Genomic DNA, 16,061 nt, shown 5'->3' with positions numbered 1-16,061 from the left:
CGGTTTTTTATCTCACAGCTTTCCCGTAAGGATTTCAGCTTGCAGGAAGACGGCAAGTGAGTACAGCCAGCCCCAGGAGCATAGATAACTATGTGACTGGGGTGTACGAACGCAGCCAACGCATTTGCAAGTTGAAAGACGACGGGGAATTAGCCCGCTACCGCAATACGCTTCATATCGGTCATATAGCCGCGCAGCTTCTTACCAACCTGCTCGATTGCGTGGCTGCGAATTGCTTCGTTCACGTCACGCAGCTGAGCGTTGTCTACCGCGCCTTCGGCAATCGCTTTGCCCAGGTCACCGGTCTGCAGGGTAGTCATGAACTCTTTCAGCAGCGGCACGCAAGCGTAAGAGAACAGGTAGTTACCGTACTCTGCGGTATCGGAAATAACCACGTTCATTTCGTACAGACGCTTACGAGCGATGGTGTTGGCAATCAGCGGCAGCTCGTGCAGCGATTCATAGTAAGCAGACTCTTCGATGATGCCGGAATCAACCATGGTTTCAAACGCCAGTTCAACGCCCGCTTTCACCATCGCGATCATCAGAACGCCTTTATCGAAGTACTCCTGCTCGCCGATTTTTCCTTCAAACTGCGGTGCGGTTTCGAACGCGGTCTTACCGGTCTCTTCACGCCAGGTCAGCAGTTTCTTATCGTCGTTAGCCCAGTCAGCCATCATGCCGGAAGAGAATTCACCGGAGATGATGTCATCCATATGTTTCTGGAACAGCGGCGCCATGATTTCTTTCAGCTGTTCTGACAGCGCGTAGGCACGCAGCTTAGCCGGGTTAGACAGACGGTCCATCATCAGGGTGATACCGCCCTGCTTCAGCGCCTCGGTGATGGTCTCCCAACCGAACTGAATCAGTTTTTCAGCGTAAGCCGGGTCGGTGCCTTCTGCCACCAGCTTGTCGAAGCACAGCAGAGAGCCGGCCTGCAGCATACCGCACAGGATGGTCTGCTCGCCCATCAGGTCGGATTTCACTTCCGCCACGAAGGACGATTCCAGAACGCCCGCACGGTGACCACCGGTAGCCGCAGCCCAGGCTTTAGCAATAGCCATGCCTTCGCCTTTCGGATCGTTTTCCGGGTGAACTGCGATCAGGGTCGGTACGCCGAAACCACGTTTGTACTCTTCACGCACTTCGGTACCCGGGCACTTCGGCGCCACCATCACAACGGTGATATCTTTACGGATCTGCTCGCCAACTTCCACGATGTTGAAGCCATGAGAGTAGCCCAGCGCCGCGCCGTCTTTCATCAGCGGCTGAACGGAACGTACAACGTCAGAGTGCTGCTTGTCCGGAGTCAGGTTAACCACCAGATCGGCCTGCGGGATCAGCTCTTCGTAGGTACCCACTTTAAAGCCGTTTTCGGTCGCTTTACGCCATGATGCGCGCTTCTCGGCGATCGCTTCTTTACGCAGCGCGTAGGCGATATCGAGACCGGAGTCGCGCATGTTCAGGCCCTGGTTCAGACCCTGCGCGCCACAGCCGACGATGACCACTTTTTTACCCTGAAGGTAGCTTGCGCCATCGGCGAATTCGTCGCGACCCATAAAGCGACATTTGCCCAGCTGCGCCAGCTGCTGGCGCAGGTTCAGTGTATTAAAGTAGTTAGCCATGGTGATACCTCGTGATGTTGTACGTTGTTACTCTGTGGATTTCGAGTTTCAGGAAGGCGGCAAGGCAGCGAATCCCCAAGAACTTACTCAAGTAAGTGACTGGGGTGAGCTGACGCAGCCAACGCATCTGCAACTTGAAAGGCGACGAGTATATTGTTCGGTTCGCTCTTCAGCGAGAATGTACCCACATTACAACAGGAAATTTATTGCGGAAATTGATATATTCACAACGTCACGTTGCAATTTCTGCAATGTAAAACCGTGGAGCGTGCCCAGTGGATTTACGCGATCTGAAAACCTTCCTCCATCTGGCGGAAAGCCGTCATTTTGGCCGCAGCGCGCGGGCGATGCACGTCAGCCCCTCCACGCTTTCGCGCCAGATCCAGCGCCTTGAGGAAGACCTCGGCCAGCCCCTTTTTGTACGTGATAACCGCACCGTTACCCTCACCGAAGCGGGCGAAGAGCTGCGCATTTTTGCCCAGCAGACCTTGCTGCAGTATCAGCAGCTGCGCCACACCATCGATCAGCAGGGGCCGTCGCTTTCCGGCGAGCTGCATATTTTCTGCTCGGTGACCGCCGCCTATAGCCATCTACCGCCGATTCTCGACCGCTTTCGCGCCGAGCACCCCTCAGTAGAAATTAAACTCACCACCGGCGATGCCGCCGATGCGATGGAGAAAGTGGTGACGGGTGAAGCCGATCTGGCAATTGCCGGTAAGCCTGAAACGCTGCCTGGCGCGGTGGCATTCTCAATGCTGGAAAATCTGGCGGTAGTGTTAATCGCTCCTGCCCTGCCCTGCCCGGTACGTAACCAGATTTCAGTTGAAAAGCCGGACTGGGCAACGGTGCCATTCATCATGGCCGATCAGGGACCGGTGCGCCGCCGCATCGAACTCTGGTTTCGGCGCAATAAAATCAGCAACCCATCAATTTACGCTACCGTAGGCGGCCATGAGGCGATGGTTTCCATGGTGGCGCTTGGCTGCGGCGTGGCGCTGCTGCCGGAAGTGGTGCTGGAAAATAGCCCGGAGCCAGTGCGTAACCGCGTAATGATTCTGGAACGCAGCGACGAGAAAACGCCTTTCGAACTGGGCGTCTGCGTACAAAAAAAGCGGCTGCATGAGCCGCTTATTGATGCGTTCTGGAACTTGTTGCCGAACCATTAACCTGCCAGAAAGAACCTGAACGCTGGGTTATGCGTCTCATCGTGACAGTCGTAGCCCAGTTCATGCAGACGGGTCTCGAAGTCAGGCTCGTGATTACCCAGTTCGAATGCCGCCAGCACGCGCCCATAGTCGGTACCATGGCTGCGATAGTGGAACAGAGAGATGTTCCAGTGCGTGCCCAGCGTATGCAGGAACTTCAGCAGAGCGCCGGGTGATTCCGGAAACTCGAAGCTAAACAAACGCTCCTGCAGCGGCTGCGACGGACGTCCGCCGACCATATAGCGCACGTGAAGCTTGGCCATTTCATCGTCAGAGAGATCCACCACGCTGTAGCCCCCCTCACGCAGCAGGTCGAGGATCTCTTTGCGCTCTTCCAGACCGCGGCTCAGGCGCACGCCGACAAAAATGCAGGCATTTTTCGCATCAGCGAAGCGGTAGTTGAACTCCGTGACCGAACGACCGCCCAGCAGCTGGCAAAACTTAAGGAAGCTGCCCTTCTCTTCCGGAATCGTCACCGCCAGCAGCGCTTCCCGCTGTTCACCCAGCTCGCAGCGTTCAGACACGTAGCGCAGACCGTGGAAATTGACGTTCGCGCCGGAAAGCACGTGAGCCAGGCGTTCGCCGCGAATATTGTGCTGGGCGATATATTTTTTCATCCCCGCCAGCGCCAGCGCGCCGGAAGGCTCAGCCACCGCTCGCACGTCTTCAAACAGGTCTTTCATCGCCGCACAAATGGCATCGCTATCAACGGTAACGATATCGTCGAGATATTCCTGGCACAGTCGGAAAGTCTCATCGCCGATACGTTTTACCGCCACACCTTCAGCAAATAGCCCGACGCGGGGTAAATCAACCGGATGGCCCGCATCCAGCGCGGCTTTCAGGCAGGCAGAATCCTCTGCCTCGACGGCGATGACTTTGATCTGCGGCATCAGCTGTTTGATCAGCACCGCTACGCCCGCCGCGAGACCGCCGCCGCCGACCGGTACAAATACGCGATCAATATGAGCATCCTGCTGCAGCAGCTCCAGCGCCATCGTCCCCTGTCCGGCAATCACCATAGGGTGATCGAAAGGCGGTACCCAGGTGAAACCTTGCTGCTTCGCCAGCTCGATAGCTTTGGCTTTGGCTTCATCGAAGTTCGCGCCGTACAGCAGCACTTCGCCGCCGAAGCCGCGAACCGCATCGACTTTGATATCCGCCGTGGCGGTTGGCATAACGATCAGCGCTTTTACTCCCAGGCGAGACGCCGAGAAAGCCACGCCCTGTGCGTGATTACCCGCCGAAGCGGTGATCACGCCGTGCGATTTTTGCTCTTCCGTCAGCCCCGCCATCATCGCGTACGCGCCGCGTAGCTTAAAACTGTGCACCGGCTGGCGATCTTCACGCTTCACCAGCACAATGTTATCAAGGCGCGATGAGAGCTTTTCCATTTTTTGCAGCGGCGTGATCTGCGCGGCTTCATATACCGGCGCGCGCAGTACCGCTCTGAGATATTCCGCCCCCTCGGGGGCGGCGGACAGGGGTTGCGACTCGGCCATCATTAACCCCCAAGTTTCGATTTATCGCGCACCGCGCCTTTGTCGGCGCTGGTTGCCAGACTGGCGTAAGCGCGAAGGGCAAAGGAAACCTGACGCTCACGGTCTTTCGGCGTCCATGCTTTATCACCACGAGCTTCCTGGGCTTCACGACGCGCCGCAATCTCAGCATCACTCAGCTGCAGCTGAATACCGCGATTCGGGATATCGATAGCAATCATGTCACCATCTTCAATGATCGCAATATTGCCGCCGCTGGCTGCTTCCGGAGAAACGTGACCAATGGAGAGGCCCGAAGTACCGCCGGAGAAACGACCGTCGGTAATCAACGCGCAGGCTTTACCCAGGCCCATAGATTTCAGGAAAGTCGTCGGGTAGAGCATCTCCTGCATACCCGGACCACCTTTCGGCCCTTCGTAACGAATGACCACTACGTCACCCGCAACCACTTTACCGCCGAGGATCGCATCCACGGCCGCTTCCTGGCTTTCGTATACCTTAGCCGGACCGGTAAATTTCAGGATGCTGTCATCCACACCCGCCGTTTTCACGATGCAGCCATTCTCGGCAAAGTTGCCGTACAGAACGGCCAGGCCGCCGTCTTTGCTGTAAGCGTGTTCCAGCGAGCGGATACAGCCTTCTGCGCGATCGTCATCCAGCGTATCCCAACGGCAATCCTGAGAGAAAGCCTGCGTCGTGCGGATACCCGCTGGCCCCGCGCGGAACATCTTTTTCACCGCTTCGTCCTGCGTAACGGTGATATCGTACTGCTCCAGCGTCTGCGGCAGGCTCAAGCCAAGTACGTTTTTCACATCGCGGTTCAGCAGCCCGGCACGATCCAGCTCGCCTAAAATGCCCAACACGCCGCCCGCACGATGAACATCTTCCATATGATATTTCTGCGTGCTTGGGGCGACCTTACACAGCTGCGGCACTTTGCGGGAAAGTTTATCGATATCGCTCATGGTGAAGTCGATTTCAGCTTCCTGCGCCGCCGCCAGCAGATGCAGCACGGTATTAGTGGAACCGCCCATAGCGATATCCAGCGTCATAGCGTTTTCGAACGCCGCTTTGTTAGCGATATTACGCGGCAGCGCAGAGGCATCGTCCTGCTCGTAATAGCGTTTAGTCAGCTCAACGATACGTGAACCCGCATTGAGGAACAGCTGCTTACGATCGGCGTGAGTCGCCAGCAGCGAGCCGTTACCTGGCTGCGACAGGCCCAGCGCTTCGGTCAGACAGTTCATGGAGTTGGCGGTGAACATCCCGGAGCATGAGCCACAGGTTGGACAGGCGGAGCGTTCAACCTGATCGCTTTGGTCATCAGAAACCTTCGGGTCAGCGCCCTGGATCATCGCATCGACCAGGTCGAGCTTGATAATTTGATCGGAGAGTTTAGTTTTCCCGGCTTCCATCGGACCGCCGGAAACAAAAATAACCGGAATATTCAGGCGCAGAGACGCCATCAACATCCCTGGGGTGATTTTGTCGCAGTTGGAGATACAGACCATCGCATCAGCACAGTGAGCGTTAACCATGTACTCCACCGAGTCGGCGATCAGTTCGCGGGATGGCAGTGAATAAAGCATACCCCCGTGCCCCATGGCGATCCCGTCATCCACCGCAATGGTGTTGAATTCTTTGGCGACGCCGCCAGCAGCTTCGATTTGTTCGGCAACCAGCTTACCGAGATCGCGCAGGTGAACGTGGCCCGGCACGAACTGGGTGAAAGAGTTCACCACGGCGATAATCGGCTTACCAAAATCATCGTCGGTCATTCCAGTGGCGCGCCACAGCGCGCGGGCCCCCGCCATATTACGGCCATGAGTGGTTGTGGCGGAACGGTACTTAGGCATGCTTTAGTTACTCCCAGTTTTTGTTAAATGGGGCGCTGCGTGTCGCCCCATCTTTATATGCTTAGTTATTAACCTGATCCAACCAGCCCCATTTATCCTCGGTTTCACCGGTGAAGAGGCCAAAGAATGCTTGCTGAATACGTTTGGTGACCGGGCCGCAGCGGCCTTCACCAACCTGAATGCCATCAACGCTGCGTACTGGAGTGATTTCTGCGGCAGTCCCGGACATAAAGACTTCGTCAGCCAGGTACAGCGACTCGCGGGACAATACCTGTTCGCGTACTTCCAGACCCAGATCTTTCGCTAGCTTGATGATTGCATCACGGGTGATCCCCGGCAGCGCGGAAGAAGTGAACGGCGGAGTAAACAGCACGCCATCCTTCACTTCAAACAGGTTTTCACCGGCGCCTTCAGAGATATAGCCGTTAACGTCCAGCGCGATACCTTCCTGATAACCATGACGGCGCGCCTCGCTGCCGACCAGCAGAGAAGAAAGATAGTTACCGCCAGCTTTAGCCGCGGTGGGAATCGTGTTCGGCGCTGCGCGATTCCAGGAAGAAACCATCGCATCGATCCCCTGGTCCAGAGCTTCGGCACCCAGGTAGGCTCCCCACGGGAACGCCGCGATGATCACGTCAGTGTTGTAACCCGGAGGCGGGTTGACGCCCATGCCAACGTCGCCAACGAACACTAACGGACGAATATAGGCGCTGGTCAGATTGTTTTTACGGATAACTGCGCGGCAGGCTTCCATCAGCTCATCAACGCTTTGTGAAACCGGAAAACGGTAGATTTTGGCTGAGTCATGCAGACGCTGCATATGTTCGCGATGGCGGAACACGACCGGCCCCTTGTGAGAGTCGTAGCAACGGATGCCTTCAAAGACGGAAGTCCCGTAGTGCAGCGCATGGGACATCACGTGAACTTTCGCCTCACCCCACGGAACCATCTCGCCATTGAACCAAATGTAATCAGCTTTTTTCGTCGTCATTGTTCTTCCTTTGCGCTCAGGCGCGAATTTGTTGTGATGTAGGTTGCTGGATCTCGACGCGGGCGACGTCCACCAGTTTGCTTAATTGACTAAACAGTAATTCGACGGGCCGTTGGCTGGCAACGGTCAGTTCAATATTAATATTTCGCGCATCTGCAGCGGTTTCCATATTCATCGCGCAAATCTGGAATCCGCGGTGGCGCACAACGCGCAACACACGTTCTAACGTTTCCGGATTAAAGCGAGCCTGCAAGGCGACCTGATGTTGCATCATGATAATTTCTCCAGCATTTCTGCATTACTGGCGCCAGGCGGCACCAACGGCCAGACATTCTCAAGTTCGTCTATTGAGACATGAAGCAGATAGGGCCCCTGGCTCGAAAGCATGGTGTCGAGTGCCGCTTCAACCTGGTCTTTACGGGTGATGTGTTGACCAGGGATGCCGAAGGCGCTGGCCAGAGTAAGAAAATCGGGATTATCGGTAAGGGTGGTTTCGCTATAACGTTCCTGGAAAAACAGCTGCTGCCATTGACGAACCATTCCTAAGCGCTGATTGTCCAGTAAGACGATCTTCAACGGCAGCTGCTTGCGTTTTACGGTGCCCAGCTCCTGCACGTTCATCATGAAGGAGCCGTCACCGGAGATACAGATAACCGTATCATCAGGGCGGGCCACCTGTGCGCCTACCGCTGCGGGCAAGCCGAATCCCATGGTTCCTAATCCGCTGGAAGTGATGAAATTCTCCGGACGCGTATAGGTCATATGCTGGGCGGACCACATCTGATGCTGGCCCACATCGGTCGTCACAACGCAATTTGCTGGTTTGCGCTCGGAAAGCTGCTTCAGCAACAGAGGTGCATAGATAGCGTCACCCGGATGATCGTAGCGCCAGGCATGCTCCGCGCGCAGTTCAGCATTACGTTGACGCCAGACGTCGATTGCTAACGGTTGCTGCAGCGCCGGCAGCAAAACATTCATATCGCCCGTCAGGGCGATATGCGCCTGGCGGAGTTTGTTCAGTTCGGCCGGGTCGATATCCATATGAATAACTTTGGCATGCGGGGCGAAAGTATTCAGTTTACCGGTCACACGGTCGTCAAAACGGGCCCCTACCGCGATGAGCAGGTCGCATTCTTGTACCGCCAGGTTAGCAGCTTTTGTCCCGTGCATCCCCAGCATACCCAGATAGTAAGGATAATCCGCTTCCACCACGCCCAGCCCTTTCAGGGTGGAAGTGACAGGCATTTGCGTTACCGCAAGAAATTCCCGCAGTGCTGGTACCGCCTGCGCCATACCCACGCCGCCGCCAACGTATAACATTGGCTTCTGTGACTCAGCCAGCATCTGCAAAGCGTATTCGATATCCGCATATGGGAAAGCAACGTCATCAGCTACCATGGAAAAATGCGGGTCGAGCTCGCCCTGAGCCAGCTGGATGTCTTTAGGGATATCGACCAGCACAGGTCCAGGACGCCCTGAGTTCGCCACATGGAAAGCTTCGGCAATGATGCGCGGCAGTTCCTCCAGCGACTGCACCAGGAAACTATGCTTGGTGCATGCCAGCGATAGTCCAAGGACATCCACCTCCTGAAATGCATCGGTGCCGATGAACGGGGCGGCAACCTGGCCGGTGATGGCCACAACGGGAACGGAATCGAGCAGTGCGTCGGCGAGACCAGTGATCAGGTTCGTAGCGCCGGGTCCCGAAGTGGCAATACACACGCCGGTTTTTCCTGTCGCTCTGGCATAGCCGATAGCCGCCATAGCCGCGCCTTGTTCATGCCGGCACAGTAAGTGTTCCACGCCACCGTCATACAATGCATCGTAAACCGGCATAATTGCGCCACCCGGGTAGCCAAAAACAGTATCAACTCCCTGTGCTCGCAAAGCATGTACTACCCACCGCGCCCCATTCATAGTTACTTCCCCGTTGTAGATCGAGAGAAACAGAATTTTATGCTACTAACCATCGCCTGCTCCTCTTTTCTGTTTTAAAGTTATAAAAAAACCCCCGGACCTTTCGGTGCGGGGGTCTTAGTTCGTTAAGGCTTGTTTTTTAAGCCTTTCCTCGTCCAAGTGCAGCCCCGCACGGTGGGATAATAATCACCACCACGCTAATCACGACCAGGCTAATCACTCGTAGAAGGGCTGTCATTTTATGTTCTTTCTGGCTTCATGTTCGAAGGAATACCTAAAGAGGTACCACAGACATTGCATCAAATACAAGATTTTTTTATGACCACATTTCTTATCATGCTAACCATTTAAGAAAAAACAATTGTTTTTAATAGAAAAAATATGAAATGAAAATATTTCAATTTGTGGTGCACTCCACAGCGTTTTTTCATACCTCTGGCTAACAGCAGTCATCTGCGAATCAGCATCCAAAACGAATGCAACGTGAAACTCGTCAGAAAATTTGCTGGAAGCAAGCATCTGAAATCCCAAGTTGCTGCATTACTCAACAAAAAATACACGACATAATCCCGGACCTCAGGAGGTTTTATGTCACTCGCCATCGTTTATACCCGCGCCGCTCTCGGGATCGGCGCTCCGCTTGTCACGATTGAGGTTCATATCAGTAACGGACTCCCTGGCCTGACAATGGTGGGGCTTCCTGAAACAACGGTTCGAGAAGCTCGTGACCGGGTACGAAGTGCGATTATCAACAGCGGCTACGCTTATCCGGCGAAAAAAATCACTATCAATCTGGCGCCAGCCGATCTGCCAAAAGAAGGCGGAAGATATGATTTACCTATCGCTATCGCGCTTCTGGTGGCGTCAGAACAGCTAAATGCAGCCAGGCTGAATCAATATGAGTTTGTCGGTGAATTGGCGCTTACAGGTGCTTTACGCGGCGTTCCTGGTGCCATTTCCAGCGCGATGGAGGCTATAAAGGCAGGTCGAAAAATTATTGTCGCGGATGAGAACGCTATGGAAGTGGGCTTGATCGACGGTAAAGAGTGTCTTATCGCAGGGCACCTGCAGGAGGTATGTGCTTTTCTCGAAGGAAAAAACCATCTCGATCATCCCCCACCAGAGGGGGTGTATTCGGATGAGTCACAGGCTGACTTGCGTGATGTGATTGGCCAGCGGCAGGGGAAGCGAGCGCTGGAGATTATTGCTGCCGGTGGACATAATTTGCTCATGATAGGCCCGCCCGGCACGGGCAAAACGATGCTCGCCAGTCGTCTACCGGGACTTCTACCACCGTTAAGCAACCAGGAGGCTCTGGAAAGCGCGGCGATACTTAGTCTGCTCAATTCCAGCCAGGCAACAAAAAATTGGCGTCGCAGGCCGTTCCGCGCTCCGCACCATAGCGCTTCCCTGACGGCCATGGTGGGTGGCGGCGCAATCCCGGCTCCTGGAGAGATCTCCCTTGCCCATAATGGTGTCCTGTTCCTTGATGAGCTGCCTGAATTCGAACGCAGGGTACTGGATGCGTTACGAGAACCGATTGAATCTGGAGTCATTCACATCTCTCGTACGCGTGCCAAAATCGATTATCCAGCCCGTTTTCAGCTTATTGCAGCAATGAATCCCAGCCCGACGGGGCATTATCAGGGCCGGCACAATCGCACATCCCCAGAACAGACGCTACGTTATCTGGGTCGTTTATCTGGCCCATTTCTTGACCGATTCGATCTGTCTCTGGAGATTCCACTCCCACCGCCGGGAGTGCTAAGCCAGGGAACAAACGAAGAAGAGAGCAGCGCCTGCATACGCCAACGCGTTTTGGCCGCACGCGAAAAGCAACTATCGCGACAGAGTAAACTCAATGCTCATCTGGGTAATGACGAGATGAAAATCTGGTGTCAACTGCGTGAAGATGATGCTATCTGGCTGGAAGAGACTTTAACGCAGCTAGGGCTTTCAATTCGCGCCTGGCAACGCCTGCTTAAAGTTTCCCGAACCATTGCCGATATCGAGGGTGTCGATCGCATTCAACGCCATCATCTACAGGAGGCTCTCGGTTATCGGGCAATTGACAGAATGCTGAGCCATCTACAAAAAATGATGGCGTAAAAAAAGGGCTTACGCCCTTTTTCTTAATCATCGCTTTCTGTGTAATCTTCCGTACCTTCCACCTGCGGCTTACCGCCGGAAAGCGTATGGAAGCGCTTCGGACGCTTAATACGAGCCATATACTTAATCCAGACGCGTTCTGCTTCCGTTGCAGGCTCACGTTCACCACGGCATACCGATACAAACTGTTTTTCATCGTCGGTGACAGGTTCGCGTTTACCTAGTTCGAGTTCATTAAAGGCATAACCATGACGTTCCAGCAGTTGCGCCTCTTTGATGGTGAAATCTCCATGACGGGAAAACCCGCGCGGATAATTTTTATTGTCGAAAAAACGATTAGTTGTCGTAAAGCTTTCCGCCATCCTACACGCTCCTGATTCTTTGGCCGAGCTATTTATGGCGCGGAGTATTAGTTACGCTTGACAGAGCGTCAAACAAAACATTTAAATCATCACGACAAATAATTTTGCGGAGAAGAGTGTGGATACGGAATTGCTGAAGACTTTCCTTGAGGTGAGCAGAACTCGCCACTTTGGCCGAGCCGCAGAGGCGCTTTATCTGACCCAGTCAGCAGTTAGCTTTCGTATTCGTCAGCTGGAGAACCAGCTGGGGGTGAATCTTTTTACCCGCCATCGTAATAATATCCGTCTGACTTCAGCCGGAGAGAAACTACTGCCCTATGCCGAAACGCTGATGAATACCTGGCAAGCTGCGCGCAAGGAGGTTGCGAATGCTTCCCGGCATAACGAATTTTCGATCGGGGCCAGCGCTTCACTATGGGAATGCCTGCTAAACGAATGGCTAGGGAAGCTCTATACAGAACCCTATAATCTTCAGTTTGAGGCGCGGATCTCACAGAGGCAATCGCTGGTCAAGCAGCTGCACGAACGTCAGCTTGATCTACTGATCACGACAGAATCGCCGAAGATGGATGAATTAAGCAGCCAGTTACTGGGTAATTTTATGCTAGCGCTTTACTGTGCATCACCGGCTAAAAACACAAATGAATTGAATTATTTGCGCCTGGAATGGGGGCCTGATTTCCAACAAAATGAAGCTGGATTGATCGGAAATGACGATATTCCTCTGCTAACAACCAGTTCTGCCGAATTAGCATATCGACAGCTAAGCGCGCTTAAGGGCTGTACATGGTTACCTGTACTTTGGGCTCAGGGGAAACAGAACCTGCATACGGTGACTGACAGCGCAACGCTTTCAAGGCCTCTCTATGCGATTTGGCTACAAAACAGCGATAAACAAGCGCAGATTCGTGAGATCCTGAAGAATAATATATTGGGATAAGGTCAATCCTCCAGGGATGGGGGAATGATTTCAGGAGAGGAAATTAGAAGCAAAAAAAATCCTTTGCCTGAGCAAAGGATTATTATATGGCAGGGGCGGAGAGACTCGAACTCGCGACACCCGGTTTTGGAGACCGGTGCTCTACCAACTGAGCTACGCCCCTAAAGTTTCTTATCATTAAGCCTGCTTAATCAGCAGGCTTAACTTTCTAATAAGTGGCGGAACGGACGGGACTCGAACCCGCGACCCCCTGCGTGACAGGCAGGTATTCTAACCGACTGAACTACCGCTCCACCGAATACTTCTGTAACCACCGGATTTACGCACCGGCTTACTACTTAATTTGATGCCTGGCAGTTCCCTACTCTCACATGGGGAGACCCCACACTACCATCGGCGCTACGGCGTTTCACTTCTGAGTTCGGCATGGGGTCAGGTGGGACCACCGCGCTGTTGCCGCCAGGCAAATTCTTTGTGCTCGTCCTGTGTCTTTTACGCTCATACTGCGTTGGCTGCTCTCGCGAATGTCAGTCACATACTTCAGTATGCTCCTTCCATCGCTTCGCTTGCCGCCTTGTCTCAGCGTAAAATCCTTCGGACTCTGAATCAGAGCTGAAAATCGTCTCAAATCCGCCAAAACATCTTCGGCGTTGTAAGGTTAAGCCTCACGGTTCATTAGTACCGGTTAGCTCAACGCATCGCTGCGCTTACACACCCGGCCTATCAACGTCGTCGTCTTCAACGTTCCTTCAGGACTCTCAAGGAGTCAGGGAGAACTCATCTCGGGGCAAGTTTCGTGCTTAGATGCTTTCAGCACTTATCTCTTCCGCATTTAGCTACCGGGCAATGCCATTGGCATGACAACCCGAACACCAGTGATGCGTCCACTCCGGTCCTCTCGTACTAGGAGCAGCCCCCCTCAATTCTCCAGCGCCCACGGCAGATAGGGACCGAACTGTCTCACGACGTTCTAAACCCAGCTCGCGTACCACTTTAAATGGCGAACAGCCATACCCTTGGGACCTACTTCAGCCCCAGGATGTGATGAGCCGACATCGAGGTGCCAAACACCGCCGTCGATATGAACTCTTGGGCGGTATCAGCCTGTTATCCCCGGAGTACCTTTTATCCGTTGAGCGATGGCCCTTCCATTCAGAACCACCGGATCACTATGACCTGCTTTCGCACCTGCTCGCGCCGTCACGCTCGCAGTCAAGCCAGCTTATGCCATTGCACTAACCTCCTGATGTCCGACCAGGATTAGCTGACCTTCGTGCTCCTCCGTTACGCTTTGGGAGGAGACCGCCCCAGTCAAAACTACCCACCAGACACTGTCCGCAACCCGGATTACGGGCCCACGTTAGAACACCAGCCATTAAAGGTGGTATTTCAAGGATGGCTCCATGCAGACTGGCGTCCACACTTCAAAGCCTCCCACCTATCCTACACATCAAGGACCAGTGTTCAGTGTCAAGCTATAGTAAAGGTTCACGGGGTCTTTCCGTCTTGCCGCGGGTACACTGCATCTTCACAGCGAGTTCAATTTCACTGAGTCTCGGGTGGAGACAGCCTGGCCATCATTACGCCATTCGTGCAGGTCGGAACTTACCCGACAAGGAATTTCGCTACCTTAGGACCGTTATAGTTACGGCCGCCGTTTACCGGGGCTTCCGATCAAGAGCTTCTCCGCGAGGATAACCCATCAATTAACCTTCCGCACCGGGCAGGCGTCACACCGTATACGTCCACTTTCGTGTTTGCACAGTGCTGTGTTTTAATAAACAGTTGCAGCCAGCTGGTATCTTCGACTGAGTTCAGCTCCATGAGCAAGTCACTTCACCTACCATCAGCGTGCCTTCTCCCGAAGTTACGGCACCATTTGCCTAGTTCCTTCACCCGAGTTCTCTCAAGCGCCCTGGGTATTCTCTACCTGACCACCTGTGTCGGTTGGGTACGATTTTCGTGTTACCTGATGCTTAGAGCTTTTCCTGGAAGCAGGGCATTTGTCACTTCAGCACCGTAGTGCCTCGTCATCACACCTCAGCGTTTAATTAAGGTTCCGGATTACCTGGAGCCTCCGCCTACATGCTTAAACCGGGACAACCGTCGCCCGGCCAACATAGCCTTCTCCGTCCCCCCTTCGCAGTAACACCAAGTACAGGAATATTAACCTGTTTCCCATCGACTACGCCTTTCGGCCTCGCCTTAGGGGTCGACTCACCCTGCCCCGATTAACGTTGGACAGGAACCCTTGGTCTTCCGGCGTGCGGGTTTTTCACCCGCATTATCGTTACTTATGTCAGCATTCGCACTTCTGATACCTCCAGCAGCCCTCACAGGCCACCTTCAACGGCTTACAGAACGCTCCCCTACCCAACAACACATCGTGTCGCTGCCGCAGCTTCGGTGCATGGTTAGCCCCGTTACATCTTCCGCGCAGGCCGACTCGACCAGTGAGCTATTACGCTTTCTTTAAATGATGGCTGCTTCTAAGCCAACATCCTGGCTGTCTGGGCCTTCCCACATCGTTTCCCACTTAACCATGACTTTGGGACCTTAGCTGGCGGTCTGGGTTGTTTCCCTCTTCACGACGACGTTAGCACCCGCCGTGTGTCTCCCGTGATAACATTCTTCGGTATTCGTAGTTTGCATCGGGTTGGTAAGTCGGGATGACCCCCTAGCCGAAAACAGTGCTCTACCCCCGAAGATGAGTTCACGAGGCGCTACCTAAATAGCTTTCGGGAGAACCAGCTATCTCCCGGTTTGATTGGCCTTTCACCCCCAGCCACAAGTCATCCGCTAATTTTTCAACATTAGTCGGTTCGGTCCTCCAGTTAGTGTTACCCAACCTTCAACCTGCCCATGGCTAGATCACCGGGTTTCGGGTCTATACCCTGCAACTTAACGCCCAGTTAAGACTCGGTTTCCCTGCGGCTCCCCTATACGGTTAACCTTGCTACAGAATATAAGTCGCTGACCCATTATACAAAAGGTACGCAGTCACCCCACATGGAGGCTCCTACTGCTTGTACGTACACGGTTTCAGGTTCTTTTTCACTCCCCTCGCCGGGGTTCTTTTCGCCTTTCCCTCACGGTACTGGTTCACTATCGGTCAGTCAGGAGTATTTAGCCTTGGAGGATGGTCCCCCCATATTCAGACAGGATACCACGTGTCCCGCCCTACTCTTCGAGTTCACAGCATGTGCATTTTGGTGTACGGGACTATCACCCTGTACCGTCGGACTTTCCAGACCGTTCCACTAACACACACGCTGATTCAGACTCCGGGCTGCTCCCCGTTCGCTCGCCGCTACTGGGGGAATCTCGGTTGATTTCTTTTCCTCGGGGTACTTAGATGTTTCAGTTCCCCGGTTCGCCTCGTTTGACTATGTATTCATCAAACGATAGTGCAACGAATTGCACTGGGTTTCCCCATTCGGACATCGCCGGTTATAACGGTTCATATCACCTTACCGACGCTTTTCGCAGATTAGCACGTCCTTCATCGCCTCTGACTGCCAGGGCATCCACCGTGTACGCTTAGTCGCTTAACCTCA

General features: G+C 53.9%; 11 protein-coding genes, 2 tRNA genes and 2 rRNA genes. 3 read left to right on the top strand and 12 right to left on the bottom strand.

From position 1 onward, the window contains the following. Positions 1-149 precede the first annotated feature (149 nt). Positions 150-1,625, bottom strand: a complete 1,476-nt coding sequence (ilvC, locus tag GJ746_RS00830; protein ID WP_154678519.1) for a ketol-acid reductoisomerase — start codon at positions 1,623-1,625, stop codon at positions 150-152. 275 nt (positions 1,626-1,900) lie between these two features. On the opposite strand from ilvC, the gene ilvY reads away from it, so the two are divergent. After that, positions 1,901-2,791: an HTH-type transcriptional activator IlvY gene (gene ilvY / locus GJ746_RS00825; protein ID WP_154678518.1), complete on the top strand. Its 891-nt coding sequence runs from the start codon at positions 1,901-1,903 to the stop codon at positions 2,789-2,791. Here ilvY and ilvA read toward each other — a convergent pair. From ilvA to ilvL, 6 genes are all read right to left on the bottom strand, one after another. After that, on the bottom strand, positions 2,788-4,332 hold the full coding sequence (gene ilvA, locus GJ746_RS00820; RefSeq protein ID WP_154682609.1) for a threonine ammonia-lyase, biosynthetic: 1,545 nt from the start codon (positions 4,330-4,332) through the stop codon (positions 2,788-2,790). The two genes, ilvY and ilvA, sit on opposite strands and share 4 nt — an antisense overlap. Positions 4,333-4,334: 2 nt before the next feature. Continuing rightward, entirely contained in the window at positions 4,335-6,185 is a 1,851-nt protein-coding gene (gene ilvD, locus GJ746_RS00815) for a dihydroxy-acid dehydratase (protein WP_154678517.1), read from the bottom strand. Between the two features lie 61 nt (positions 6,186-6,246). Then, positions 6,247-7,176, bottom strand: coding sequence for a branched-chain amino acid transaminase (locus tag GJ746_RS00810; protein WP_154678516.1), 930 nt, complete (start codon positions 7,174-7,176; stop codon positions 6,247-6,249). 16 nt (positions 7,177-7,192) lie between these two features. Continuing rightward, positions 7,193-7,450, bottom strand: a complete 258-nt coding sequence (gene ilvM, locus GJ746_RS00805; protein ID WP_154678515.1) for an acetolactate synthase 2 small subunit — start codon at positions 7,448-7,450, stop codon at positions 7,193-7,195. Continuing rightward, positions 7,447-9,093, bottom strand: a complete 1,647-nt coding sequence (gene ilvG, locus GJ746_RS00800; RefSeq protein WP_154678514.1) for an acetolactate synthase 2 catalytic subunit — start codon at positions 9,091-9,093, stop codon at positions 7,447-7,449. Before ilvG ends, ilvM begins: the two co-directional genes overlap by 4 nt. Positions 9,094-9,232: 139 nt before the next feature. After that, a complete protein-coding gene (ilvL, locus tag GJ746_RS00795; RefSeq protein ID WP_001311244.1) occupies positions 9,233-9,331 on the bottom strand; it encodes an ilv operon leader peptide in 99 nt (32 codons plus the stop codon). A gap of 350 nt (positions 9,332-9,681) precedes the next feature. Here ilvL and GJ746_RS00790 point away from each other — a divergent pair, with 350 nt between their 5' ends. Continuing rightward, positions 9,682-11,202, top strand: a complete 1,521-nt coding sequence (locus tag GJ746_RS00790; RefSeq protein WP_154678513.1) for a YifB family Mg chelatase-like AAA ATPase — start codon at positions 9,682-9,684, stop codon at positions 11,200-11,202. A gap of 23 nt (positions 11,203-11,225) precedes the next feature. On the opposite strand, the gene GJ746_RS00785 is transcribed toward GJ746_RS00790, so the two are convergent. Further along, the gene (locus GJ746_RS00785; RefSeq protein WP_004097464.1) at positions 11,226-11,564 is read right to left on the bottom strand and encodes a DUF413 domain-containing protein; all 339 of its coding nucleotides are present in this window, start codon (positions 11,562-11,564) and stop codon (positions 11,226-11,228) included. A gap of 118 nt (positions 11,565-11,682) precedes the next feature. Between GJ746_RS00785 and hdfR the strand changes: the two genes are divergently transcribed. Further along, positions 11,683-12,504, top strand: a complete 822-nt coding sequence (gene hdfR, locus GJ746_RS00780; protein ID WP_154678512.1) for an HTH-type transcriptional regulator HdfR — start codon at positions 11,683-11,685, stop codon at positions 12,502-12,504. A gap of 87 nt (positions 12,505-12,591) precedes the next feature. Here the strand turns inward: hdfR and GJ746_RS00775 are convergent. The 4 genes from GJ746_RS00775 to GJ746_RS00760 all read right to left on the bottom strand — a co-directional run bounded on the left by GJ746_RS00775 (position 12,592) and on the right by GJ746_RS00760 (position 16,058). Continuing rightward, a tRNA-Trp gene (locus tag GJ746_RS00775) sits at positions 12,592-12,667 on the bottom strand. A 53-nt stretch (positions 12,668-12,720) separates the two neighbouring features. Next, positions 12,721-12,797 (bottom strand) — tRNA-Asp (locus tag GJ746_RS00770). Between the two features lie 55 nt (positions 12,798-12,852). Then, a 5S ribosomal RNA gene (gene rrf, locus GJ746_RS00765) occupies positions 12,853-12,968 on the bottom strand. 190 nt (positions 12,969-13,158) lie between these two features. Beyond that, positions 13,159-16,058, bottom strand: a 23S ribosomal RNA gene (locus tag GJ746_RS00760). Between the last annotated feature and the right edge of the window lie 3 nt (positions 16,059-16,061).

It is taken from the genome of Klebsiella oxytoca (assembly GCF_009707385.1).
Lineage (GTDB): Bacteria > Pseudomonadota > Gammaproteobacteria > Enterobacterales > Enterobacteriaceae > Klebsiella > Klebsiella oxytoca_C.
The sequence above is the reverse complement of the archived record's forward strand: the minus strand, read 5'-3'. Positions and strand labels throughout refer to the sequence as shown.